Source organism: Spirosoma pollinicola (assembly GCF_002831565.1).
GTDB classification, from domain to species: Bacteria; Bacteroidota; Bacteroidia; order Cytophagales; family Spirosomataceae; genus Spirosoma; species Spirosoma pollinicola.
This window is the reverse complement of the sequence record NZ_CP025096.1, coordinates 511000-534778: the sequence shown is the minus strand read 5'-3', so window position 1 is coordinate 534778 and position 23779 is coordinate 511000. Positions and strand designations below refer to the sequence as shown.

General features: G+C 47.3%; 21 protein-coding genes. 5 read left to right on the top strand and 16 right to left on the bottom strand.

Translation table 11 applies throughout. The features are described 5' to 3' along the window. Positions 1 to 35: 35 nt before the first annotated feature. The 5 genes from CWM47_RS02180 to CWM47_RS02160 all read right to left on the bottom strand — a co-directional run bounded on the left by CWM47_RS02180 (position 36) and on the right by CWM47_RS02160 (position 5224). A complete protein-coding gene (locus CWM47_RS02180; RefSeq protein ID WP_100986155.1) occupies positions 36 to 1013 on the bottom strand; it encodes an AAA family ATPase in 978 nt (325 codons plus the stop codon). A 39-nt stretch (positions 1014 to 1052) separates the two neighbouring features. Continuing rightward, positions 1053 to 1910 carry a transketolase gene (locus tag CWM47_RS02175; RefSeq protein WP_100986154.1) on the bottom strand — a complete coding sequence of 286 codons (858 nt, stop codon included), beginning with the start codon at positions 1908 to 1910 and terminating at the stop codon, positions 1053 to 1055. 58 nt (positions 1911 to 1968) lie between these two features. Beyond that, entirely contained in the window at positions 1969 to 2418 is a 450-nt protein-coding gene (gene bcp / locus CWM47_RS02170; protein ID WP_100986153.1) for a thioredoxin-dependent thiol peroxidase, read from the bottom strand. A 54-nt stretch (positions 2419 to 2472) separates the two neighbouring features. Next, positions 2473 to 4542: a M23 family metallopeptidase gene (locus CWM47_RS02165; RefSeq protein ID WP_100986152.1), complete on the bottom strand. Its 2070-nt coding sequence runs from the start codon at positions 4540 to 4542 to the stop codon at positions 2473 to 2475. Between the two features lie 70 nt (positions 4543 to 4612). Beyond that, entirely contained in the window at positions 4613 to 5224 is a 612-nt protein-coding gene (locus tag CWM47_RS02160) for a fumarylacetoacetate hydrolase family protein (protein WP_100986151.1), read from the bottom strand. A 198-nt stretch (positions 5225 to 5422) separates the two neighbouring features. Between CWM47_RS02160 and CWM47_RS02155 the strand changes: the two genes are divergently transcribed. After that, positions 5423 to 6256, top strand: a complete 834-nt coding sequence (locus CWM47_RS02155; RefSeq protein WP_100986150.1) for a M48 family metallopeptidase — start codon at positions 5423 to 5425, stop codon at positions 6254 to 6256. Between the two features lie 121 nt (positions 6257 to 6377). Here CWM47_RS02155 and sucC read toward each other — a convergent pair whose 3' ends face one another. Next, entirely contained in the window at positions 6378 to 7595 is a 1218-nt protein-coding gene (sucC, locus tag CWM47_RS02150) for an ADP-forming succinate--CoA ligase subunit beta (protein ID WP_100986149.1), read from the bottom strand. 140 nt (positions 7596 to 7735) lie between these two features. Between sucC and CWM47_RS02145 the strand changes: the two genes are divergently transcribed. Further along, positions 7736 to 8398: an ABC transporter ATP-binding protein gene (locus tag CWM47_RS02145; RefSeq protein WP_100986148.1), complete on the top strand. Its 663-nt coding sequence runs from the start codon at positions 7736 to 7738 to the stop codon at positions 8396 to 8398. Positions 8399 to 8702: 304 nt separating this feature from the next. Here the strand turns inward: CWM47_RS02145 and CWM47_RS02140 are convergent, their stop codons facing one another. From CWM47_RS02140 to CWM47_RS02130, 3 genes are all read right to left on the bottom strand, one after another. Beyond that, positions 8703 to 9131 carry a DoxX family protein gene (locus CWM47_RS02140; RefSeq protein ID WP_100986147.1) on the bottom strand — a complete coding sequence of 143 codons (429 nt, stop codon included), beginning with the start codon at positions 9129 to 9131 and terminating at the stop codon, positions 8703 to 8705. A 177-nt stretch (positions 9132 to 9308) separates the two neighbouring features. Next, positions 9309 to 10949, bottom strand: a complete 1641-nt coding sequence (gene groL / locus CWM47_RS02135) for a chaperonin GroEL (RefSeq protein WP_100986146.1) — start codon at positions 10947 to 10949, stop codon at positions 9309 to 9311. Positions 10950 to 11060: 111 nt separating this feature from the next. Then, on the bottom strand, positions 11061 to 11357 hold the full coding sequence (locus CWM47_RS02130; RefSeq protein WP_097124490.1) for a co-chaperone GroES: 297 nt from the start codon (positions 11355 to 11357) through the stop codon (positions 11061 to 11063). Positions 11358 to 11605: 248 nt separating this feature from the next. Between CWM47_RS02130 and CWM47_RS02125 the strand changes: the two genes are divergently transcribed. Further along, a complete protein-coding gene (locus CWM47_RS02125; protein ID WP_100986145.1) occupies positions 11606 to 12313 on the top strand; it encodes a hypothetical protein in 708 nt (235 codons plus the stop codon). 57 nt (positions 12314 to 12370) lie between these two features. Here CWM47_RS02125 and secG read toward each other — a convergent pair whose 3' ends face one another. The 6 genes from secG to tamL all read right to left on the bottom strand — a co-directional run bounded on the left by secG (position 12371) and on the right by tamL (position 20179). Continuing rightward, complete coding sequence (gene secG / locus CWM47_RS02120; protein WP_100986144.1) at positions 12371 to 12775, bottom strand: preprotein translocase subunit SecG; 405 nt, start codon at positions 12773 to 12775, stop codon at positions 12371 to 12373. 74 nt (positions 12776 to 12849) lie between these two features. Beyond that, entirely contained in the window at positions 12850 to 13704 is an 855-nt protein-coding gene (locus CWM47_RS02115) for a hypothetical protein (RefSeq protein WP_100986143.1), read from the bottom strand. 114 nt (positions 13705 to 13818) lie between these two features. Then, a complete protein-coding gene (lptE, locus tag CWM47_RS02110) occupies positions 13819 to 14379 on the bottom strand; it encodes an LPS assembly lipoprotein LptE (protein WP_100986142.1) in 561 nt (186 codons plus the stop codon). Next, positions 14369 to 15739 (bottom strand): sigma-54 interaction domain-containing protein, encoded by a 1371-nt coding sequence (locus CWM47_RS02105; protein ID WP_100986141.1) that lies wholly within the window; start codon positions 15737 to 15739, stop codon positions 14369 to 14371. The genes lptE and CWM47_RS02105 overlap by 11 nt, the downstream gene beginning before the upstream one ends. 122 nt (positions 15740 to 15861) lie before the next feature. Beyond that, the gene (gene miaB / locus CWM47_RS02100) at positions 15862 to 17328 is read right to left on the bottom strand and encodes a tRNA (N6-isopentenyl adenosine(37)-C2)-methylthiotransferase MiaB (RefSeq protein WP_100986140.1); all 1467 of its coding nucleotides are present in this window, start codon (positions 17326 to 17328) and stop codon (positions 15862 to 15864) included. Positions 17329 to 17530: 202 nt separating this feature from the next. Then, positions 17531 to 20179 (bottom strand): translocation and assembly module lipoprotein TamL, encoded by a 2649-nt coding sequence (gene tamL / locus CWM47_RS02095; RefSeq protein WP_100993696.1) that lies wholly within the window; start codon positions 20177 to 20179, stop codon positions 17531 to 17533. Positions 20180 to 20210: 31 nt separating this feature from the next. Here tamL and CWM47_RS02090 point away from each other — a divergent pair, with 31 nt between their 5' ends. Both CWM47_RS02090 and CWM47_RS02085 read left to right on the top strand, forming a co-directional pair. Beyond that, positions 20211 to 20966, top strand: a complete 756-nt coding sequence (locus CWM47_RS02090) for a TrmH family RNA methyltransferase (RefSeq protein ID WP_100986139.1) — start codon at positions 20211 to 20213, stop codon at positions 20964 to 20966. Between the two features lie 71 nt (positions 20967 to 21037). After that, positions 21038 to 22912: a cytochrome c peroxidase gene (locus CWM47_RS02085; RefSeq protein ID WP_100986138.1), complete on the top strand. Its 1875-nt coding sequence runs from the start codon at positions 21038 to 21040 to the stop codon at positions 22910 to 22912. 3 nt (positions 22913 to 22915) lie between these two features. On the opposite strand, the gene CWM47_RS02080 is transcribed toward CWM47_RS02085, so the two are convergent. After that, positions 22916 to 23704 carry a queuosine precursor transporter gene (locus tag CWM47_RS02080; RefSeq protein WP_100986137.1) on the bottom strand — a complete coding sequence of 263 codons (789 nt, stop codon included), beginning with the start codon at positions 23702 to 23704 and terminating at the stop codon, positions 22916 to 22918. Positions 23705 to 23779: the final 75 nt, after the last annotated feature.

Below are 23779 nucleotides of genomic sequence, written 5' to 3'. Positions count from 1 at the left end.
TTGTTCTGTTTTTCCTTCACAGACAAAACCGATATTTACCACGGAAGCCCCCCTCCGAAAGCGTTCATTAATAAAGCTTCGTCCATCCGCCAGTTTTTGAAATCATCCTTTGAAATCTGCTTAATACGAGTCGCTCCCTGTTTTTTATCAACGATAACTATCTCCTCTGGTTTTAACCGGGCTATCATGGATTGTGAGTGCGTATTTAACCAAATGTGGTGACCTCGCTCTTCACACATAATTCGGAAGAAATCAATTAATTCAGCTGCTACTTGTGGATGAAGGCCGTTCTCAGGCTCCTCAATGCATAGAAATTGAGGTCTATCATCACTCTGATAAACAGCAGTGAGAAGAGCAAGAATATTGTAAGTGCCATCTGAGATTAAATCCTTTGTGAAGTATTCCGGAGAGAACTCTTCAAACCAATGCAACTCGTCACGGTCATCTATCTCGACTGCTTTGAATCCCGGTACAAATAATTCAAGCCACTCGAAAATCTCTGATCTCAACACATCTTCAGTTAAGATACGTTTTAAAACGGGTTCGAGGTTGCTAGCATCTAAAGCAAGTCTGCTGTCATCTTTAAAAGGTTGCTTTAACAGCTTTTCATTACGGATGAAAATTCGGCTAAATCCATTAATGTATTGCTGGTATTCGGCAAAGTACTTAACTACTTTACGCCTGATGTCCGGCTCATAAAGGAGTTCAGAATTTTCCTCTATTTTAATTCCAGTTCGCTGTGAAATGTGGGACTTAACAACAATAAATTCCTCTAAATCGCAACTAAAACTAAAACTGTCGGCCATTGCGACTCTCCTCCTGATTTTATCTACGCCGAATAAATTGATAGCTCTGTCAGATACGTAATCAATATTCACAAATTCCAAAGCCTCGAAAATATTCGATTTGCCCGACCCGTTAGGGCCGACAAAGACCGTGAACGGATTCGGCTCAATGAGCTCGATCCGTTCAATGGACTTGAAATTTTCGATGACCAGGCGTTTAATTTTCATAAGGCTATCTACTAAACAGCATCTTGCTGTTCGGTACGATCAATAATCCGTTACACCTATCGACAATGGCAATCCGTTCAGGGCTTGCGTCAATTGGTCAGCGTTGGGAGCCGTGCCGTGCCATTTGTAGTTGCCCACCATGTACTCAACACCGAAGCCCATTTCGGTATGCATTAGAATCATTGTTGGTACTTCGGGATTTTCCTGCGCTTTTTTGAGGGTCCGAATGACATCAGCAATGTCGTTACCTTCCATCTCATCAACAAACCAGCCGAACGCGCGGTATTTAGCCGCCAGGTCGCGGTTGCTGTTTACGTTGTCGGTGGTGCCGTCGATCTGAGCGTGGTTAAGGTCGATGATAGCGGTCAGGTTGCCAAGTTTTTTGTTAGGAGCAAACTGAGCCGCTTCCCAAACCTGACCTTCCTGTTGCTCACCATCGCCCATCAAAACATACACGTGGCTTTTATCGCCGTTCAGTTTTTTGGAGTAAGCGGCACCGCTGGCTACTGACAAACCTTGTCCTAAAGAGCCCGAAGCAATGCGAATACCAGGCAGGTGTTCGGCTGTAGTTGGGTGCCCCTGCAAGCGGCTGTCAAGCTTACGGAAGGTGGCCAGCTCGGCAATTGGAAAGTAGCCCGCCCGCGCTAACACCGAATAAAATACCGGAGATATGTGCCCGTTCGACAGGAAGAAAAGATCTTCATCGCGCCCATCCATGTCGAAGATAGGAGTGCCATCGGCATCTTTTTTCAAGTTCATTACCTCAAAATAAAGAGCGACAAGGAAGTCAGTGCAGCCTAATGAGCCGCCTGGGTGACCTGAATTAACGGCCGCGACCATGCGGAGAATGTCACGCCGAACGGCGGTTGCAGTGTTTTCGAGTTGTTCTATTTCCATGTAGTAGTGCGGGTAGAAATCCGCTTTTTTAATCAAGAATAACGGGTTTTAAACCGCATTAAGGTAAAATCTGTGCCGAGTGATTTTTTGTGTCTATTTTACTGATGATGTCCATGATGATACCGTTCTCATCAATCAGAAAGGTGGTACGGACTGTGCCCATATACGTTCGCCCGTACATTGATTTCTCTTTCCACACACCATAAGCTTCGGCTACCTGCATGTCGGTGTCGGCTACGAGCGTAAATGGTAACTCGTATTTACTGATGAACTTCTGATGCGACTTCTGGTCATCTACACTGACGCCCAGAACTTCGTAGCCCGCTGACCGTAAATCGGCATAATTATCGCGTAGACTACAGGCCTGAGCGGTGCAACCCGGCGTATTGTCTTTGGGATAGAAATACAAAACCACCTTTTTGCCCCGATAATCAGATAGCTTTATTGGCTGGCCGTTCTGGTCTGTACTCGTAAAATCAGGGGCGGTATCGCCGATATTTAGGCTCATGCTGGTTTACGATTGCAAACCTATACGATTTTGAAAACCGTATAGGTTTATGATTTATCTTCTCTTTCGCCCTTTTTTGGGAGCGGCTTTTTTACGTACAACTGGTCGGGGTACATCAATAGTTGTACTGTCGGAACCAATGTTGCCAGATCGGTCCTTAACCTGCACAAGCACTTCGGCCCCGTCCTCAAATGGCTCGTCGGCATTCAACTTATCCGACCAAAGCAAGGCCCGTTTGTAATCGTACTGCATCAATACCCACTCACCATTTACCAACGCCCGAAACTCGGCAATCCCTGATAGGTCATCCCTTATTTTGGCTGTAATGCCCTTTGGGGTAGCACTTAAAATTTCAACCGTTGGCGGATTGGCATCTGTCATTAACTGAAAGCGCCCCAGCGAACGGGTTTTAAATTCAATCTTTCCCTTGTTCCACTTGCCGCCCAGAAAACTTTCGCGGCCGCCACTTACCCAGTAAGCTTTGGTACGCATGGTATCAATGGCAATCGGGTAGTTCGGTACATACTGAACCGTCAAATACTCGTTGAGTGGAATCGTTGGCTGGTTAATTTCAACACCTCCTCCCGGCAATGCACGCATAGCCAGATGCAAGGTATCGAACAACGTTTTCGGACTGAATTCAAGCCGGGTGTTGCCATCGGTAACCACCTCTGCTCGACCCGGTATTATACGCTTCTTGAAATTTGTTCGTATCACACCTCGCCCAAATTGAACGGAGTCTGGTAAAGACTGACGCAAATCTATGAGATAAACGGCTTGATTGTTACGAATGTAACTAACCGGTTGTTCCGTGACGGTGCGCCCGGTAATAAGTTTCGCGATAGGTGCGTTGCCCGCCTGTATATTCCGGACCGTTATCTTCAGTACATTTTCGTCGGTTGTCACGGTGGCCTCGGTTTCGTTATCCGTTTCTTCTGACGAATAACCCGCGGGTTGAACGGCTAGCGAATCCAGTCGGGGTGGGTTTGTGGTTACTTCGGGTAGAAGCGTAAATGTCAGTTTGGTCGAGTGGTCGTAAGCGTCGTAAAGGATTAACGTAACCTCGTGCGGTTGGCCATCCAGCAAAGGCAAACGCCCTCGATAAGCCGCATTGCTCTGTAGCTTATACAGATTCAGAATATTACCATCCGCAATGTACCCCCGGTGGTAGCGTTGCCCGGTCATTTGCTCCACTTCGTAATTTTCATGGATGTTCATGAACCGTGTTTGCTCGTTCGGGAAACTGTTCATGTTGTAGGCAAACACCTCTTTGCCATCGAGCCTTACTTCCAGACAGCTTATCCCATTGCGATATGGAGAGCCACTGGTTTTATCGTATGCCAGCACCTCAAGCCCAACGAGCCCCGATGCGGTTATAGGCTTCGTAAGTATATATGAACCATCGGACTGACGAATGGGCGCATAACTAACGCGCTGATACTCGCCATTGATGCGCGATGTTGGGGTCATGGTTTTCAGGGCGATGCGCTCGAAATACGGCGGCACGTTATCCTGAAGCTCCGAAAAATTGTATAATAGTGGATTGATGAGGTTGTCTTTGGCGTCGCGAATTTCGAAGTGAAGGTGCGGCCCGCCAGAACCACCCGTATTGCCCGATGCTGCCACGACATCGCCCTGCTTGACCGGGAACTGACCCGGTTGCGGACGTAGGTCAATTTCAAAAGTTTTTTTCTCGTACTGTTGTTCCCGAAGGAAAACGCCAAGCGTATCTTTCAGCGCTTTCAGGTGACCGTAAACGGTAGTCAGGCCATTTGGGTGTTTAATGAAAATAACGTTACCGTAGCCACCCGTAAAAACGGCAATGCGCGATACATAGCCGTCGGCGGCTGCATGAACGTCCAGACCTTCGCGACCACCCGTACGAATGTCAAGTCCCGCATGAAAATGGTTCGGACGCAAGTCGCCCATCCCACCCGACAGCGAATTGGCGCTACCAGGCTGAATCGGGAATTGAAAATAACCGTCTTCAATAGTGCCGGGTTGAATGTAGCCTGTTTGGGTCGTTGAGTTGTTTGCCGTTGAATTCACACTAGTTTGACCATTGGCCAAATTCGAACTTAACAGAGCAACTGCTACCCAACTATAAATCAGTAATTGTCTCAAAAGCTAAATTAATTGAACATGTTCGCGTTTGTTAAGCCGAAAAACAAGGGGCTTAACAGATGTATAACGCTTATTTTACGTCAAACGTGAGCATAGGTTTGTCTTCAATGAAAGCTGTCAGTTTATCGCCAACATGAACAGGACCCACACCTTTGGGCGTTCCGGTAAACAAAATGTCGCCCTGTTGCAGCAGGAAGTACCGCGATACAAACGAAATCAGGTAATCAATCTTGAACAACATCAGGCTTGTGTTTCCCACTTGACGGGTTTCACCGTTCACATCTAAGTGAAAGTTCAGGTTCTGTAAATCAGGGAAGTCTGTTTTGGATACGAAGCCCGAGATAGGTGCAGAGCCGTTAAACCCTTTTGCCAACTCCCACGGTAATCCTTTTGCCTTTAATTTACTTTGCACATCGCGGGCCGTGAAGTCAATACCAATGCCAATTTCGTCGTAATATTTATGCGCGAATTTCTCGTCGATGTTTTTCCCGACCCGATTGATTTTTACCAGAATTTCAACTTCATGATGAACGTCGCTGGAGAACTCGGGGTAAAAAAAAGGCTCGTTCTTTAGGGGAATAGCCGTTTCTGGCTTCATGAAAATGACGGGATCTTCCGGCTGCTCATTGTTAAGTTCCTTGATATGATCGACGTAATTTCGGCCAACGCAAATAATTTTCATGGAGTAACGCGGCTATCCTGTCCGCTCTTATGAGGTAAAAAGCGGACAGGATGTCCGCCCAACATTAAACCTATTCAAATGCCACAAATCTAAGGACTAAAGAGGGGTCAACCGCATCAGTTTAGAAAAATTTGAACAATTCAGGTACTTTGCACGTCATATAACGTCAGAATACTCTACCAAACAATACACAAACAAATGAGAAAAGTCATAATTATCATGTTGTCGCTCGCTTTTGCTGTTACAGCCTGCGAGAAAGTGCCTCTAACAGGACGGAAGCAACTGATTTTAGTTCCTAATAATGATATGCTTTCGATGAGTTTTACTCAGTACAAGGCGTTTTTGGATACCAGTAAAGTAATTAGCACCAGCAATGCAGATGCTGAGATGGTTAGCCGAGTTGGCGACCGTATTCGTCGGGCTGTTGAAAGTTATATGAATAGCAACGGATACGGCAAACGGCTCGAAGGTTTTAAATGGGAGTATCATTTAGTGCAGAGCGGCCAGGTAAATGCTTGGTGTATGCCTGGTGGGAAAATCGTTGTTTACTCTGGTATTTTGCCTTATACGCAGAATGAAGCTGGTCTTGCTACCGTACTGGGGCATGAAGTGTCACACGCTATTGCCGAGCACGGAAATGAGCGCATGAGCGAAGGGTTAGTGGCCAACGGCCTGTTACAAGCGGGACAAGTAGCGGCAGGTATTGCGACATCTGCTAAAAGCCCACAAACGCAGGCTTTATTTCAGCAGGCTATTGGAACAGGAGGACCGCTCATGTATCAGTATTTTGGGGCTCTTCCACACAGCAGAAACCAGGAATCGGAAGCTGATCACTTAGGTCTGATCTTTATGTCGATGGCTGGCTATGACCCTGCTGAAGCGATTACTTTTTGGCAACGCATGGCTAAAGCAGGGGGTGGAAAGGCTCCTGCCGAATTCCTGTCGGATCACCCATCCGACGAGCGCCGGATTGCCGATTTGAAAAAAATACTACCCGATGCGCAAAAGTATTATGCCAGCGCACGGCGGTAGAATTAGTTAAATACAAAAAAAGCCGAAGCGTGAGCTTCGGCTTTTTTTGTAGTACCCGACAGCCTCTGGCTGTCGGTGTTATGCTTATTTATATACCGACAGCCAGAGGCTGTCGGGTACATTACAACGCTGCTATAACCTGACGTACTTTCTCAGCCGCTTCTTTCAAGAGCACAGCCGATTGTACTTTCAGGCCTGATTCGTCAATAATTTTGGCGCCTTCTTCTGCGTTGGTGCCTTGCAGGCGAACAATGATTGGAACGGGAATATCGCCGATAGCTTTGTAGGCTTCAACAACACCCGTTGCTACACGGTCGCAACGAACAATACCACCGAAGATATTGATCAGGATCGCTTTTACGTTTGGATCTTTCAGGATAATACGGAAACCGGCTTCAACGGTTTTGGCATTTGCTCCACCCCCAACATCTAGGAAGTTGGCCGGTTCACCACCCGATAGTTTAATGATGTCCATCGTAGCCATAGCCAGACCGGCACCGTTCACCATGCAACCCACGTTACCGTCGAGTTTTACATAATTCAGGTCGTTTGCCGAGGCTTCTACTTCGAGGGGGTCTTCTTCGGCCAGATCGCGCATGGCTTTCAGGTCGAGGTGACGGTACAGCGCGTTGTCGTCAAGATTCACTTTGGCATCAACAGCCAGAATTTTATTGTCCGACGTTTTCAAAACCGGGTTGATTTCGAACATCGACGCATCTGTATCAACATAAGCTTTGTAAAGGGCGGTTACGAACTTAACCATCTCTTTGAAAGCCTCGCCTTCCAATCCTAAGCCGAAAGCTACTTTGCGTGCCTGGAACGGTTGCAGGCCAACAGCCGGATCAATCCATTCTTTAACGATTTTTTCGGGACTATGTTCCGCTACTTCCTCAATGTCCATACCACCTTCGGTACTTGCCATGATGACGTTGCAGGCTTTAGTACGATCGAGCAGAATACCAATGTACATTTCCTTGGGCTCCGAAACGCCTGGGTAATAAACATCCTCAGCGATCAGAACTTTGTTGACGCGTTTACCTTCCGGTCCTGTCTGGTGGGTGACCAGAATATTGCCAATTAAATTTTTTGTGATGTCGCGAACGGCATCAACCGATTTAGCCAAAGCAACACCACGCTGCTCAGAACCAACGATTTGGCCTTTTCCGCGCCCACCAGCGTGAATTTGGGATTTAACTACCACAAACTTTTGACCTGACTGGGCAATCAGGAGCTTGGCGGCTTCAACGGCTTTCTCGGGCGACTCAGCAACGATACCCTCTTGAATGCGGACACCGTACTTTTTGAGAATTTCTTTGCCCTGATACTCGTGTATATTCATGACAACTGCAACAAGGAGGATTGGAAATCGTATTTTTGTGCGGCAAGTTAACAGGAAATGAAGAATGATGAGTGCTGAGTGATGAATAATTACTCCTGATCGTCTATTATTCATTCTTTACTCATCATTTTTCATACTCAATGAGTTCGCTTCTTCAAACTACTGATATTCGTCGCAACTACGGCGATCTCCCTGTTCTTAAAGGTATTAATCTAGCCATTGAACCGGGCGAAGTTGTATCTATTGTAGGCGCTTCCGGGGCCGGCAAAACCACATTGTTACAAATTCTAGGTACACTCGACCGGCCCGACTCAGGCGAATTGCATATTGCCGGTCAAAACGTGTTCACCCTAAATGACCGTCAACTGGCACAGTTTCGGAACGAGCGCATTGGTTTCGTATTCCAGTTCAATAACTTACTGCCCGAGTTTACTGCTTTAGAGAATGTTTGCTTGCCCGGTTTTATTGCTGGCAAGGAAGAACGCGCTGTTCGGCAGCGAGCCGAAGCATTGTTAACGACTCTTGGGTTACAACACCGGCTAACAAATTTACCATCACAACTGTCGGGAGGGGAGCAGCAGCGGGCCGCTGTAGCGAGGGCATTGATTAACGAACCCGCCATTGTATTTGCTGATGAACCCAGTGGTAATCTCGATTCACGAAACGCCGAAGAACTGCACCAATTGTTCTTCCGACTTCGGGATGAACTTGGTCAGACGTTTATTATTGTTACCCACAATGAAGCTTTGGCAGCTCTGGCAGATCGCACCGTAACTATCCGGGATGGGCTTTTGTTTATGTAAATAGTAACATATGCAAAGCTATATTTTGATTATTTTTTTAAGTATATATACTTATCTATTAAATAAAAATTGAGTATTTTTATATTGTTAACTACCTGTATATCAGAACATTATTTTTGCTAGTAAAAAATATTTAAAGGAAAGAATCAATTTCCAATGAAATTGTTTTATAATTGTATCGAAAAGAAAAGTTTTTCATAACGTTGAGTAAATCAGAAAGCCAAGAGAGTGTCTCGCTTGGCTTTTTTGTTTGCCTATAGGTCTCAAAACGCCCGGTGTTTGAGACTATTTTTTTGCACTGTTGTTAGTGCACTTTTTTTAGAAAATGCTTCTCAAGTAAGGTATCTACGCTCCATTTCCCTGGCCCGGCAAAAAAGAAAACCAACGCGAGCAGGACAAATAAAAACGGGTGCTGATCTTCGTACCAAATTTTCCCGTGGCCCACAAAAAAGGATATATATAGCATCGTGCCAATAATGATCAGGCAGGCTAGCCTTGACAATAAACCGATTGTAAGCAGCGCTCCGGCCACCAGCTCAGAACCTTTGCCAAGATAAACCATAAGAGCAGGCGATGAATCCTGCTTGAAGACATCCCAGGCCGCGTACTCTTTCATCTTTGCTGCATCAAAGACTTCCCACCCATGATAGACCAGGAACAAGCCTATTAAAACTCGCACAAGGGCCAGGCCCGTGTTTGGTAAAATAGCTTCTGTTGAAAAGAGTTTCTTCATGGATACTGTAAGCCGTGACGTAAATAAGTGGAAAAGTTAATGAATCATTGTGTAGCCTAAATCGCTCGTTGCAGCATTTATTCTGGCTGAAAAAGCAAAAAGCCCCCAATCTCTCGATCAGGGGCTTTTTTGTAACAATCAGGAAAATCTTTTAAATCAGGAAAATCGCGGTTCAGATTACATCATACCGCCCATGCCACCGCCACCACCGTGACCATGACCGCCACCAGCTGGCGCTTCTTCTGGCTCGTCAGCAATCACACACTCGGTTGTCAGTAACAGACCGGCGATAGACGCTGCGTTTTCCAGAGCCAGACGGGTTACTTTCTTAGGATCGATAACACCGGCTGAAAACAGATCTTCGAACGTATCGTTCTTGGCGTTGTAGCCGAAGCCACCCTGACCATCTTTCACTTTGTTCACGATAACAGAACCTTCGCCACCGGCGTTAGCTACAATCGTGCGTAGTGGCGATTCGAGGGCAACACGGATGATATTAACACCGGTTTTCTCGTCTTCGTTGATCGTCGTGATACCGTCCAGCGACGAGATAGCGCGGATCAACGCGATACCACCACCCGTTACGATACCTTCTTCAACGGCTGCGCGGGTTGCGTGCAGGGCGTCGTCAACGCGATCTTTCTTTTCTTTCATTTCTACTTCGGTAGCAGCACCGATGTAGAGGATAGCCACACCACCCGACAGTTTGGCCAGACGCTCCTGCAATTTCTCGCGGTCGTAATCTGACGTCGTGTTTTCGATTTGGGCTTTGATTTGATTTACGCGGCCTGTGATGTTTTCTTTCTCACCAACACCATTGACAATAGTTGTATTGTCTTTGTCGATCAGGATTTTTTCAGCCTGACCCAGGTATTCGATCGAAGCGTTTTCCAGTTTGAAACCACGCTCTTCGCTGATAACCTGGCCACCCGTTAGAATAGCGATGTCTTCCAGCATAGCTTTCCGACGGTCGCCAAAGCCAGGAGCTTTGACGGCAGCTACTTTCAGGGCACCACGAATTTTGTTAACAACCAACGTAGCCAGAGCTTCGCCGTCAACATCTTCAGCAATGATCAACAAAGGACGGCCGGTTTGAGCAACCTGCTCCAGAACTGGAAGCAGTTCTTTCATCGACGATACTTTCTTTTCCGAAATCAGGATGAACGGGCGCTCCAGTTCAACTTCCATTTTCTCGGTGTTGGTAACGAAGTAAGGCGACAGGTAACCCCGGTCGAACTGCATACCTTCAACGGTTTTAACTTCCGTCTCGGTACCACGAGCTTCTTCAACCGTGATAACGCCTTCTTTGCCAACTTTTTTCATGGCTTCGGCAATCATCGTTCCGATCTCTTCGTCGTGGTTAGCTGAAATGGTAGCAACCTGTTGAATTTTGCCGAAATCGTCACCAATCGTTTGTGCCTGTTCGCCAAGGTTTTTAACAACGGCAATAACGGCTTTCTCGATACCACGCTTCAAATCCATTGGGTTAGCACCAGCCGCTACGTTTTTCGCACCGATCGAGTAGATCGCCTGTGCCAATACCGTAGCCGTCGTTGTACCATCACCAGCCGAATCAGCGGTTTTCGAAGCAACTTCTTTTACTAACTGGGCACCCATGTTTTCCATGGCATCCTTCAGTTCAATTTCTTTGGCCACCGTAACACCATCTTTGGTGATTACAGGAGAGCCGAATTTTTTATCCAGAATTACGTTCCGGCCTTTAGGTCCGAGGGTAACTTTTACCGCATCGGCAAGGGTATCAACACCCTTTTTAATACGCTCACGCGCTTCGGTATCAAAAAATATTTTCTTAGCCATTGTTTTGGGAAAATGTAGAATGAAAAATGGAGAATGGAGAATGAAAAACGAGGAATGCAAATGAAGCCTTTATATCATTGTACATTAATCATTATGCATTATTCATTCAACTTACAGGATTGCGAAAATGTCAGATTCACGCATGATAAGGTACTCTTTACCTTCTACAGTGATTTCTGTACCAGCATATTTGCCATACAAAACTGTGTCGCCCACCTGAACTGTTAGCGGCTCATCTTTCTTTCCTGCACCAACGGCGACGACCGTTCCACGCTGGGGTTTTTCTTTTGCCGTGTCAGGAATGATAATTCCGAACGAGGTTTTTTCTTCGGCCGGTGCGGCTTCTACCAGCACCCGGTCGGCCAGCGGTTTCACGTTCACTTTAACGCTTTCCGTTTCTGCTACCATGATAATGAGTTGATTAAGGTTTTAAACTGTTTGTGTTTGTACTTACACGACGGTTCTTGATCGCCAATTACTGTGCCAATGCGCTAAACTGCCAAATTTTCCGGTTTACGCCTGACATACTGCCATTTGCTTTGTTTGCTAAACTTCCTTTGGTCGAGGACACACTTTTAGCAAACAGAATTTGGCAATACAACAATCGTTGGTTAGTTTAACCAAAGCATATGCCTTAAAATGAATTTTTCCGGTTTATGAAAAAATTACAACCTGACTGGTTCACGCAAAATTGGCTTGACGCCGAATATCAAAAGTATGTCGTGATGGCATACTTACAGGCGGTTCAGAAGAACTTTGTTGATCACAAACTCTGCCCGGACCTACCTGAACTGCGAAGTCACTACGACGCAGGTATCCGTTTTTCGAGGGGCAAAGGTACGTTAAATGCCGCTTTCCCCAAGCGAGTGAGCCGAGTTACCGGCCCACCACCCCGAATCGAATACAAATCTGAGGTAACGGACCCGGCATTTATGACAGAAATGGACGCGATCATGGAATTTGCTTTGCCGCGCTTTCAGTCTATGTTGACCGAAGGGCAACAACGCTGGGCCGATATTGCCCAATCACTGACACTTGCACCAGTGGGCTTGTTGCCCTTACGCCCGGAAGAAGGCTATTTACTTGTCCATGCCACTAATCAGTCCGAAACGCAGGTGTATTATTTTTGTCTGACGCTCTATTCCGATCAGGAGCCGGGTGGACGGCTGGTGCAACTGCGTTTTGTGGAGGCTGTGCGAAAGAGTTTGTTAAATACCTTCGAGAATATTAAACTAGATTTGATCCGGCGGCATCAGTATATGCCCAATCCGGCCACCTATATGCTGGAGAGCCAGAAAGAGTATCCTATTCAGGAAACCTTACTGCCCATTGCGCGGCAATTGCTGGCACAGGCAGCCGCCTGACACCAACAAAAAAAGCCAGGATTACAAAGTCCTGGCTTTTTTTGTTGGTGTAAAATCTTACTTCTGTGGCGTCAGAGCAGAAGTTGACGCTCCGGGGGTCTGCGCCCCTGGGACTGCCTGACTTGGAGCTGCACCGTTGGCCGCGCTGGGCGCAGGTGTTGGAGCCGCTGACCCTGGTAATGTTTGTGTCTGTGCCCGATCTACGTTTGCACTGTTGATACCTGCCGCCTGTGTACGGTCAACCATAACATAAGTGGCCATAGATAATACCATCAGAGCGATACCAAGACCCCACGTAATCTGTTCAAGCAAATCGGTGGTTTTCTTAACGCCCATAAGTTGGTTAGACCCTAAGCCGCCAAATTCGCCGGTCAGTCCGCCACCTTTAGAGTTCTGAACGAGTACAATAAGAATCAGAAGAACGGTGATAATACAAATGATGACAATAGTTGCCGTTATCATGAAATCAGTAGTCACCGGATCGCCGGTGCGTTAAACAGTTAAGAGTAAATGACTTATAGCTTATGCGAGTGACTTCACGATTCCGTCGATCTTCCGTCCTCCCTCGTTAATTCGCTTATTTTTGCCGCAAAGTACGCCTTTTTTTCTGGGTTTTTCACCATAAGTTTCTCATAGATTTCGCGAGCCTTATCGATCTTACCCTGCTTCTCCAGAATTTTAGCGAAACTCTCTGTTACTAAACTACCCCCTACAGGCTTTGTGCGTTTGGTTAAGTCTTCCTGATTGAGCGGTTCACCGGGTTTTGCCCGTACCTGCGAGATTCGGGGTTCTTTCTTAATAAAACTATCAATAAGATCTAATTGACGCTGACGTTCGATGTCGGCAGGAGAAAGGGTTGGTAGGGCAGGAGTCGCTTCGGCGATCTGTGCAAGGTCGTTTTGCAGGTTCTTTTCGGTTAACGTTGGGTCTTCGGGCGTTGGTATTGTTACCGCAGCTTCGGTTGATTCCAGATCGGCAGGCTGGATGTTCTGGCCAGGTAATCTAAGAAGGGGCAGTTGTGAAAATCCATTGCCCAAACCAGCCTTCGATTTAAAGAGCGCGTAGCTTTCCTGCTGGTAATCGTCGGGAATAGGGACGTGTTTGGCCGATAGTTCATTTAGTTTGGTCAGTAGATTTTCTGACCATTGGAACTCGTTATCGATTAATTTCCGCAACGCATTGCGACTCAGTGCATGGGCTGCTGCCTGACGAACGATGGGAATAGACTGACCGCGCTGATGTACTGACGCGGCCTTGGCCGTTAGGGTATGCAGCGTTTGGCAGTATGGATATGTCTCCAGACTTTCCTGCAACTGCACAAAGTCAGTGGGAGCGAGGTCGTCGGGATGAGTGACCCAATAGGAGAATGTTTCTTTGTCTAGGGCGAGCACGTGTTCAAGTTACGATTTACGATGGATGATTTTACAGAATAGGAGAATCTATAGAGTAAGCATGCGAAAGTACTTCTTTAGCTCGTATGTTATTGACCGCAGGCCGTAAATCTTTTACCAGTCGGCGGCAGTTTTATTGAAAATATCCAAGACGATCTGATCCAGAATTTTGGGTACTAACCGACTTTCGTTCTGGCTGAGCGTTTGGCCTTGGGGGAAATCCTGATAAAACGAAAACGATTGTTCGAAGTTCTTAGTCTCGTCTTTGTTATTGTAAAAACGGGCCAGAACCGTGATTTGAAGGCGGTTAACACCAGCCTGGTCCTGTGCGGTTGGGGCCACTGCCAATAGATCGTAGCCTGTAATATTACCTTCCAGTACCATATCGCCATTGGTTGGTACAACCTTCAGGTTTGTGTATCGCTGGTAATATTCTTTTAGCCGTTCATTGAAGGTTAAAGGCAAATTGGCCGGGCCACCAGCTGTAGCCAGCGTAAAGTTGTTTACCGTTACCGTTTTAATGTCGGGCGACAAGGTTGTACCCGTGAACGAATACACCCCACAGGATTGAATGATGAGTGAAGAGTTAAGAATGAAGAATAGAAAAAACACGGGTGTGAATTCTTTATTCTTAACTATTAACTCTTCATTCTTAACTAAAAATTTATTCTTCATCAATCTCATACTGTTTAATTTTTCGGTATAACGTGCGTTCGGAGATGCCAAGTGCCTGGGCGGCATATTTGCGTTTGTTGTTATTACGGCGGAGGGCTTTCAGGATCATCTCTTTCTCCTGGCGTTCGAGCGAAAGCGAGTCATCTTCTTCTGTTTCGTGTGTTACATCTTCTACCTCAGTCATGTCGTTCACGTCGCCATCAACATCATCATAAATTTGCACCGGCGGGTGGCTGCCGTAGGTTTCTGACGGTGGTGCGGCATGCGTTTCGGTTCGCACGGTCCCATTGACAGGCGGAAGGAGTCGCGTTATATTGGTGTCGGAGGGAGGACGATTGTCGATATCCGTTGAAATAGAATCGAATAAATCTTTGTGCGTATGCAAAATCTGCCCCGTGTCCTGATCATTCCCAAGCAATACATCCCGAACGAGTTTTTTGAGGTCGTTCACATCCCGACGCATATCAAACAGCACCTTGTAGAGTAAATCCCGTTCCGAGAAATTGTCGCTTCCCGAACTGCCGTTTGCCTGTGGAAATAACGCCAGCGACCGATTGGGTGCTTGCTGTTGAGGCAGGTATTTGGCTAGTATGTCGGCGTCAATTGGCTTTTCCTGTTCTGATTCAAGAATGGATATTTGCTCGGCAATATTTTTCAACTGACGGATATTTCCCGGAAATGGATACCGAACCAGGGCTTGTTTGGCACTATCGGTCAGTTGAAGGGGCTTGATGCGGTAACGCTCGGCAAAGTCGGTTGTGAACTTCCGAAACAATAATTCAATGTCGGTGCCGCGTTCGCGCAGGGGGGGGACAAATATGGGGACGGTGTTGAGCCGATAATACAGGTCTTCCCGGAATTTCCCCTTTTCAACGGCTTCCATCAAATTGACGTTTGTAGCCGCCACCACCCGCACATCCGTTTTCTGGGTTTTCGAGGAGCCCACCCGAATAAACTCGCCGTTTTCGAGCACACGAAGCAGTCGAGCCTGGGTGCCCAGTGGCATTTCGCCAATTTCGTCCAGGAAAATAGTACCGCCATTGGTGGTTTCAAAGTACCCTTTCCGTGAATCAACGGCGCCTGTAAATGAGCCTTTTTCATGCCCGAACAGTTCTGAGTCGATGGTTCCTTCAGGGATGGCTCCGCAGTTGATGGCAATAAACTGACCGTGTTTTCGGGCGCTTAGGCTATGGATAATCTTGGAAAATGATTCTTTACCACTACCACTTTCACCCGTTATGAGCACGGTTAAATCGGTCGACGACACCTGCATGGCTACGTTAATGGCGTAGTTGAGGCCGGGAGCGTTGCCAATTATGCCGAAACGTTGTTTAACGCTTTGAATTTCCTGTTGATTCATAACTATGTGTAATGAATAATGTAAAATGAATAAAGAATAATGAAGCGTGTAAACTGGGTAATGAGGGGAGGGACTACTCGTTACTCATTATCCGTTGTACATTATTCATTATCAATTATCCATTATTCATTAACAACCTCTCCCCGCAGGGTAGCTGATGTGCATTCTGTGACTAATACATTGACGTACTCGCCTTTTTGGTGAGTACCTCTTGGAAAAACGACCACTTTGTTCTGGTCATTTCGTCCGCTGAGAAAATCGTCGGAGCGTTTTGACGGGCCTTCGATCAATACGCGGTGTACTTGGCCAATATGGCGTTGGTTGCGCTCGGCCGAATGCCCGCGTTGACGATCAATGATTTCGTTCAGTCGACGCTTTTTGTCGTCTTCCGAAATATCATCTCTATATTTTTTTGCTGCCAGCGTACCGGGCCGTTCCGAGTACGCAAACATATAGGCATAGTCGTATCGCACATAATCCATGAGCGACAGCGTTTCCTGGTGTTCATCTTCGGTTTCGGTACAGAAGCCCGAAATCATATCGGTCGAAATACCACAATCTTCGCCCAGAATTTCGCGTATACGGTCAATCTTGCCTATATACCAGGGGCGGTCGTAGGTTCGATTCATCAACTTCAGCACCCGGCTGTTGCCACTTTGGGCGGGCAGGTGGATGTAGTTGCAAATGTTGTCATACCGGGCCATGGTATGGAGCACATCGTCGGTAATGTCTTTAGGGTGCGAGGTCGAAAAGCGCACCCGCAAATCGGGGTGGATTTGTGCCACCCGTTCGAGGAGGTCGGCAAACGTGACGGCGGGCGAATCCATCAGGGCATTTTCTCCCTTTTCTCCATCCTCCCTTTTCTCCCCTTCCTGCCATTTATAAGAGTCCACATTCTGTCCCAGTAACGTTACCTCTCGGTAGCCCTGGTCAAAAAGATCCTGCGCTTCGCGAACAATGCTGTGTGGATCACGGCTTCGTTCGCGGCCCCGTGTGAAAGGTACCACACAGAAACTGCACATATTATCGCAACCCCGCATGATGGATACGAAAGCCGTTACACCATTGGAATTCAAACGAATAGGCGAAATGTCGGCGTAGGTTTCTTCGCGAGAGAGAAATACATTAACTGCCTTTTGACCCGATCCGGCTTCTTCGACTAATTTCGGAATATCGCGGTAAGCATCAGGGCCAGCTACAATGTCGACTACTTTTTCTTCTTCCAGAAGCTTGGTTTTCAGGCGTTCGGCCATGCAGCCAAGAATCCCGACCATTAGTTCGGGTTTCAGCCGTTTAAGCCCTCTTAGATGGTTGAGCCGGTGCCGCACTTTTTGCTCGGCATTCTCGCGGATAGCGCAGGTGTTCAGGAAAATTACATCGGCATCCGTAGCCGAAGAGGTGGTCGCATAGCCTGCATTCCGCATAACAGCCGCAACTACCTCACTATCGGCGAAGTTCATCTGGCAACCGTAGCTTTCGATATACAGCCGTTTTTTGCCAACAGCGAATTCATCTTCCGACGTGCGGGGGAGGTCAATTTGCTCTTTGTCTTCGGGTTGCAGTATAGTCAGTTCGGGTATGAGCGTCATAATAGTCTATCGTCGTTGATTATAGGCCGCTGGTAATCAATAGCCGAAAACCATTAATTACTGACGGATTGCAAAATTACAAAGAAAGCCCCGATAGTGCTGTCATTTTGTCAGCATTTGGTCGTTAAAATACCTTAAGGGTGGTTGTCGATTATTGGTTACTAGTTATTGGTTAATAGTATAATCAATAACTAATAACTAATCAAAAGGGATAACCTATACCAAAATTGATGACCAGCGGATTGGGCCCTTTTGTCAATTGTTTGAGAGAAAATTGAGGCAGAATAAATCGTTCGTCTTGTATAACATTATCCTTGTCTGGATAAAGGCGGGCAGGGTCCCAAACCTTGATGCCACCATCGAAACGAATGACGAAGAAGGAGAAATCAATACGTAAGCCTACTCCGGTACCAACAGCAATCTGAGGAATAAACGAGTTGAACCGAAAGATAGACCCTGGCCGGGAGATGTTATCGGTTAATGTCCAGACATTGCCTGCATCTACAAAAATGGCCCCGTTAATGTCTGCACCAAGATGAAACAATCGTCCGCGCAGTTCGGCAGAGCCTTCAAGAAGAACATTGCCCGGTTGTTCAAACAGATAAATGAACTGTTTTGTGGACGTAAAAGCCGGTGTTGCCGGATCCGTTTGGTACGGAAATGCAGAACCCGGCCCCAGCCGCCGGGGTAGCCACGCCCGAATGCTGTTACTACCGCCGGCGAAAAAGAATTTTTCGTACGGAACCGGCCCGCCATCTGGTCCATAGCCATAAGCAACACCGGTATTGATGCGGAAGGCCAGCGTTGTCCGACTACGGATAGGAATGTAATGCCGATAATCGAAGTTGCCCCGTAGAAACTTATAGAACTGTAAGCCTGTGCCACCAATAGTGTCACTCCACCGAGAAACGGTTTTATCCGAAACAAAGTTGAGCGTTGTTCCACCCGACTCAACGACTGTGCGCAGAAAGTTTGCCCGACGGTTTTGCCCTGGAACGTTTGTATTATAGGTATAGGCAAAGCTAAAGCTTGAACTGAGCGAACGCCGAAAACTCAGATACACAGTGCTCCCCTGAGCTTTTAACGAATTCAATTGCTGCTTGAACGCCTGGCTAATTACCGATTCGGCGCCATCCCCAGTGTTGATCAGATTGATGTCGGCAATCAGGAAACTAAACTGCTTGGTTGGCGTCGTTTGCCAATTATAGGACATAGTTGCCCGCAGGAGCGACCGCCGAAAATCGGGTCTGAATGTATTGTTATAACTCAGACTGATTTGCGTTCGGGGAGCGAAACGGTTGAACCGGAAGCGAAAACGTCCGGGAAATAAAAGCTGCGGGAATGTAAGTGAGCTGCTAACACCAAGCTCTTGAGATGTATAGACCGCGTTTTTAGGATTGTTTGGGTCGGAAACAAAACCGGTTTGCGCTTCCAGACCATAACGAAGGGTGGTTTCGAAGGTTTCCAGGCCACCAAATAGATTTCGCACGCGAAAGATCAAACTACCAAAGCCACCGGGGAATGGCTTGCCTTGATACAAAAGACCAGTGACTCCGCCCTCGGCAGTGGTTTCGTATTTATCTAAGGGCGTGGCCGTAATAAGGGTACGTAACCGACGATTGGTTGTATCAACGAAATTAAGATTGACGAACTTAAACTGATTTAACAGAAAAAGCTGTCGCTGTGTATCGCGATAATCACTTTGGCTGTAGAGTTGGTTTGGCCGCAAAAGGATCTTTGAATCCAGCAGCCGTACCGAAATATCGCGCCCACCGAGTAGATAGGTTACACCATTGCGACTCAAGGTATCAAAGGTGGGTCTGGCTGTTGCCGATGGATTTACGGTGAGCGGGTCTACGGCAGCAGTCTCTTCGGCAGCGGTAATCTGCATTTCTACATCGCCAACGTGGTAGATTGGATGGGCAGATTGACCCGGTGGGTTTACGATCTGGAGCTTAACATCCACATTTCGCCGGGAGGAGTCGCCAGGTTCGAGACCATCGCGAAAACGGCGGTCATTCCCACGACGAATCGTATCGACATCCGTGGCCCGGATGTACTGCCGGGAAAATGTGTAATACCCCTGGTCACGTAATATGGTCTCAATGCGCAGACGCTCGCCTGACATATTGTCGAAATCGAACCGGTCACCTACCTGAAGCTTCGATTTGTCAAAGGATTTTCGAACGATGGAGTCGACGCGGGGATCAGCAATTTCATAAAGAATATTTCGCAGGTAAAAGCCTTCATTTTCGGCAACCAGATAATTGACCCTGATCTGGCTTCGACGAAGGGTGTCGAGTTCATAGGCCGTTTTTGCATTGAAGAAACCCTTGTCCGATAGGTACTTCTGCATTTTGGCTACATTGGCTTGTGCATCTTTTTCGGAGAAGTAAGAAGGAGGTTCGCCCAGGTTGCGCATAACCCAGTTGCCTTCCTCAGCTTTTTGTCGAAGATGTTTTAACTGACGACCATACCGACTGTTTAGCTTTTTAAGTTCTTTTGGCTGATTGGCTACCAGCTGGCTTTGCTGTTCAAATTCGTTAGTTTTGGCCTGAAACTCGCGCAGAGCTGCTTCACGGTCATATCGGCGCAGGCCGAGTTGATAAAACCAAAGTTGCGTTGTAATGGGCAAGCCCAGGAGCCGCCGGTTTGGCTTTTGCGGAATCAGACTCAACAGGTTGTCGTCTGATATGGCACGGTTGCCCTTTACCGTCTGAGCAGTGAGAATATATCCATTTTCCCGTAACTGCTTGGAACTCAAACAGCCCGATAGGGAGATAACCAGTGTACAATGAATAATGTACAATGAATAACGAAGGAGGCTATGGCTGCGTCTTACATTAGTCATTATCCATTGTACATTATTCATTTTATAAATCATGCTTTCTAAAAATCAACTTAAATATATTCAGTCGCTGCATCAGAAAAAATTCCGTCAGCAACATGGTGCCTTTCTGGTCGAAGGGGCCAAGAGCGTGCAGGAGGTTTTACAGTCCGACTTTCAGACGGAACTGGTTGTTGCAACTGAATCATTCTACAAAGAAAACGCTCACCTTACAGACAACCAACGAACGCCGGTCGAAATCGCGTCTGTGGCCGATCTGGAACGGGCTGGCACGCTGGAAAGTAACAACGCGGCTCTCGCTGTGGTCAGAACGAAAGAGAACCGTCCTCTATTGGCCGGACCTAATGAGATTGCGTTGATTTTAGATGATATCCGTGATCCAGGTAATCTCGGTACCATTCTTCGTATTGCCGACTGGTACGGCGTTCGTAAGATTTTATGCTCCGAAACCACCGCCGATGTGTACAATCCGAAAGTTATTTCGGCCAGTAAAGGTTCGTTTACGCGGGTGAGCTGGTGGTATGGCGACATTACAAAAGTCCTGGCCCAGTCGACGAGTGCGGTATATGGCGCTTTTCTGGATGGTGCCGATGTGCATTCGCTTGCCTTTGGGACTTCCGGCTATCTGGTAATGGGGAATGAATCGAACGGTATCCGCCCCGAAGTCGGTACGTTTGTTACGCAACGGGTCACGATTCCGCGTTACGGTGATGCCGAATCGCTGAATGTAGGCATTGCTACGGCGGTGTTGCTGGATAACTGGCAGCGGGTAAAAATGGACAATGAATAATGTAGAATGGCGTGTAACGCAGTCATTACTCATTCTACATTATTCATTGTTAATTCTACATTCTTTTACTTATGTATCGGCTAATCGGTTTGTTTTTGTTGGCGCTAACGATTCCTGCTTTTCTAGCCAAAGAAGCAGAACCTGTTGGCCCACCGGTTTACGATCAGTTTCTGGCCGATAACAGCAAATTTCACCAGCAAGTACAGCAACTCGCCGACTATGTAGCCACTGATTTGCCCGCTGATTCGCTCCGGGCGGCTTTCATCCGTAGTCGGCTGGCTTACAAGCGAATCGAATGGTTGCTGGAATACTATCAGCCTTTTCTGGCAAGTCATATCAACGGTCCGCCAGTGATAGAGGTGGAGGGAACAGAACCGGGACAAACCCCAATTTTACCCACTGGACTACAAGTTCTGGAACCGTACTTGTTCCCGGTGTATAACGCTGACCGTAAAGCCGATATCACCCGAGAGTTGACCGCGTCGCTTACCTATGCGGCTCGTCTGGAACAAGGAATTCCCGCCGATAAAATCACGGATACGGATGTGCTGGAGGCTATGCGCCAGCAGTTGTTTCGACTACTCACAGCCGGCATTACAGGCTACGATGCGCCCGAAACCAGAACAGGTTTGTCAGAAGCGGCTTTAAGCCTGCGTACTCTGCGCGACGTATTTCGACCTTATGCCGCGCGGCTCTCAAAGCCGATGGCTACCGAACTGTCACAACACTGGACGGACGCGATTCGGGTATTGGAAACGGCGTCTGATTTTGCTGATTTCGACCGGGTTTCGTTTATACGGGAGCAACTTTATCCACTCAGCCGGGCTTTACAACAAGCACGTAAATCACTTACTATTCCGTTGGCTACGACAAGGCGATTTCTGTCGCCAATGGTCGCGACGCTGTCTGACTCAGGGGCTTTTAGGGCTGACTACCTGATCAACTTCGGCGCGTTTGTCAGTACACCGCAAAAGGTAGCCCTTGGGAAAATTCTGTTCTTCGACCCTTTATTATCGGGTAATAATGCCCGATCCTGTGCCTCGTGCCATCGGCCAGAGCAGGCCTTTACGGATGGGTTTACCAAGAGTCATTCGTTCAGTGGTCGGAAGCGGGTACTTCGAAATGCACCTACTTTGCTAAATGCGGGCTTGCAAAATGCTCAATTCTATGACTCAAGGGCGTTTTATCTGGAAGACCAGGCGCACGACGTACTGACGAATGCGCACGAAATGAAGACGTCGCCAGAAGACATTGTGCAGAAACTGATGACAAGCGCAGACTATAGAAAACGGTTTGCTGACGCTTTTCCGGCTGGCCTGACTGCGCCAAACATACGGAACTCACTAGCCTGTTACATTCGAAGTCTTACGTGTTTGAACGCCCGCCCGGATCGCTACCTGCGTGGCGAGGCAGTGGCCTTTTCTACCGATGAAAAACTTGGTTTAAATCTATTTTTAGGAAAAGCACGCTGTGCCACCTGTCACTTCTTCCCGATTTACAATGGTTTCGTTCCGCCCCATTACGAAAAAACAGAGAGCGAAATTATTGGCGTACCCCGTCGTCGGAAAATACGAAACGCCCAGATCGACACGGATCCTGGCAAGTTCGATACTTATCAGAAAGACCGTCATCGGTTTGCGTTCAAAACGCCCACTGTTCGAAATGTGGCCTTAACGGCCCCATACATGCATAATGGCGTGTATAAGACGCTGGAGCAGGTGGTTGATTTTTATAATCGGGGTGGGGGGCGGGGAATTGGTATTCAACTTGATGGGCAGACGCTGAACGAAACGCCACTCAAGTTGACAGGCGTTGAGCAAACGGCGCTGGTTGCTTTCCTGCGCTCATTGACCGATACGACCGGCCTTACCCAGCGGCCTTACCAACTCCCGCTGGTTGACGGGAACTCTGTTTTGAACCGGCGGAGAATTGGTGGACGGTATTAGTCGCTACATAAATGAACTCATCGCCGACTCGTTAGCCAGTTCTTCTGCGTGTTCTTTGCCTAAATATCGGTCAATAAAATAGTGTGCTATATACAGTACCGGTGTCAGAATAATAGCCGAAGTCGCTTTATAGATGTAATTGATAATGCCTACTGCCAGCACCTGCGAGAGCGACCAGTTTCCGAAAATATAGAAGGCAATACCCAACACGACAAAGGAATCGACTAACTGCGAAACCAATGTTGAGCCAGTAGCACGAAGCCAGATTTGTCGGCTGCCCGTAATTTTCCGGAGCGAATGAAAGACATATACGTCCAGAATCTGCCCGATCAGGAAGGCTGTTAATGAGCCGATAATGATGCCCAGACCCTGCCGAAAGATCATCTGAAACGCATTATTGATGTTGATTGGATTGCCAGCCGAGTCTTTGGCATTAACATCGAGCCAGAACTGTGCCGGAGGCAGCGACGTAACCGCAAAGATGACCAGGAAGCTAAAACCAACAAATCCGGCCGTCAGAAATGAAATCCGCCGAACGCCCGACTTGCCAAAGTATTCGTTGATAATATCGGACGTGATAAACACAAACGGCCAGATGACCGCCCCCGCCGTGAGGTTAAAGTCCAGAATGAAATCGCTGAAGACATGAATCTGAGCCGGTTTTGTGCCAAGTAATGTTTCGACCGAAAAGATTTTGACACCTATGATTTCGGCAATGAGCGCATTGGTCAGGAATACCGCACTCAGAAAAATATACAGGTTTGTACGCTTGTTGGTAAAAGAGGAAGCCATGCAGATATGGTTTACGGTTTATGGTTTACGGCGTACTGTGGGGAGTTACAAAGTTGTCGAAAAACCGTAAAACCT

Excerpts from the sequence above, each read along its gene's own strand:
- CWM47_RS02180 (WP_100986155.1), bottom strand. The coding sequence starts at position 1,013 with ATGAAAATTAAACGCCTGGTCATCGAAAATTTCAAGTCCATTGAACGG.
- CWM47_RS02175 (WP_100986154.1), bottom strand. The coding sequence starts at position 1,910 with ATGGAAATAGAACAACTCGAAAACACTGCAACCGCCGTTCGGCGTGAC.
- bcp (WP_100986153.1), bottom strand. The coding sequence starts at position 2,418 with ATGAGCCTAAATATCGGCGATACCGCCCCTGATTTTACGAGTACAGAC.
- CWM47_RS02160 (WP_100986151.1), bottom strand. The coding sequence starts at position 5,224 with ATGAAAATTATTTGCGTTGGCCGAAATTACGTCGATCATATCAAGGAA.
- CWM47_RS02155 (WP_100986150.1), top strand. The coding sequence starts at position 5,423 with ATGAGAAAAGTCATAATTATCATGTTGTCGCTCGCTTTTGCTGTTACA.
- sucC (WP_100986149.1), bottom strand. The coding sequence starts at position 7,595 with ATGAATATACACGAGTATCAGGGCAAAGAAATTCTCAAAAAGTACGGT.
- CWM47_RS02145 (WP_100986148.1), top strand. The coding sequence starts at position 7,736 with ATGAGTTCGCTTCTTCAAACTACTGATATTCGTCGCAACTACGGCGAT.
- CWM47_RS02140 (WP_100986147.1), bottom strand. The coding sequence starts at position 9,131 with ATGAAGAAACTCTTTTCAACAGAAGCTATTTTACCAAACACGGGCCTG.
- groL (WP_100986146.1), bottom strand. The coding sequence starts at position 10,949 with ATGGCTAAGAAAATATTTTTTGATACCGAAGCGCGTGAGCGTATTAAA.
- CWM47_RS02130 (WP_097124490.1), bottom strand. The coding sequence starts at position 11,357 with ATGGTAGCAGAAACGGAAAGCGTTAAAGTGAACGTGAAACCGCTGGCC.
- CWM47_RS02125 (WP_100986145.1), top strand. The coding sequence starts at position 11,606 with ATGAAAAAATTACAACCTGACTGGTTCACGCAAAATTGGCTTGACGCC.
- secG (WP_100986144.1), bottom strand. The coding sequence starts at position 12,775 with ATGATAACGGCAACTATTGTCATCATTTGTATTATCACCGTTCTTCTG.
- lptE (WP_100986142.1), bottom strand. The coding sequence starts at position 14,379 with ATGAAGAATAAATTTTTAGTTAAGAATGAAGAGTTAATAGTTAAGAAT.
- CWM47_RS02105 (WP_100986141.1), bottom strand. The coding sequence starts at position 15,739 with ATGAATCAACAGGAAATTCAAAGCGTTAAACAACGTTTCGGCATAATT.
- miaB (WP_100986140.1), bottom strand. The coding sequence starts at position 17,328 with ATGACGCTCATACCCGAACTGACTATACTGCAACCCGAAGACAAAGAG.
- tamL (WP_100993696.1), bottom strand. The coding sequence starts at position 20,179 with ATGACTAATGTAAGACGCAGCCATAGCCTCCTTCGTTATTCATTGTAC.
- CWM47_RS02090 (WP_100986139.1), top strand. The coding sequence starts at position 20,211 with ATGCTTTCTAAAAATCAACTTAAATATATTCAGTCGCTGCATCAGAAA.
- CWM47_RS02085 (WP_100986138.1), top strand. The coding sequence starts at position 21,038 with ATGTATCGGCTAATCGGTTTGTTTTTGTTGGCGCTAACGATTCCTGCT.
- CWM47_RS02080 (WP_100986137.1), bottom strand. The coding sequence starts at position 23,704 with ATGGCTTCCTCTTTTACCAACAAGCGTACAAACCTGTATATTTTTCTG.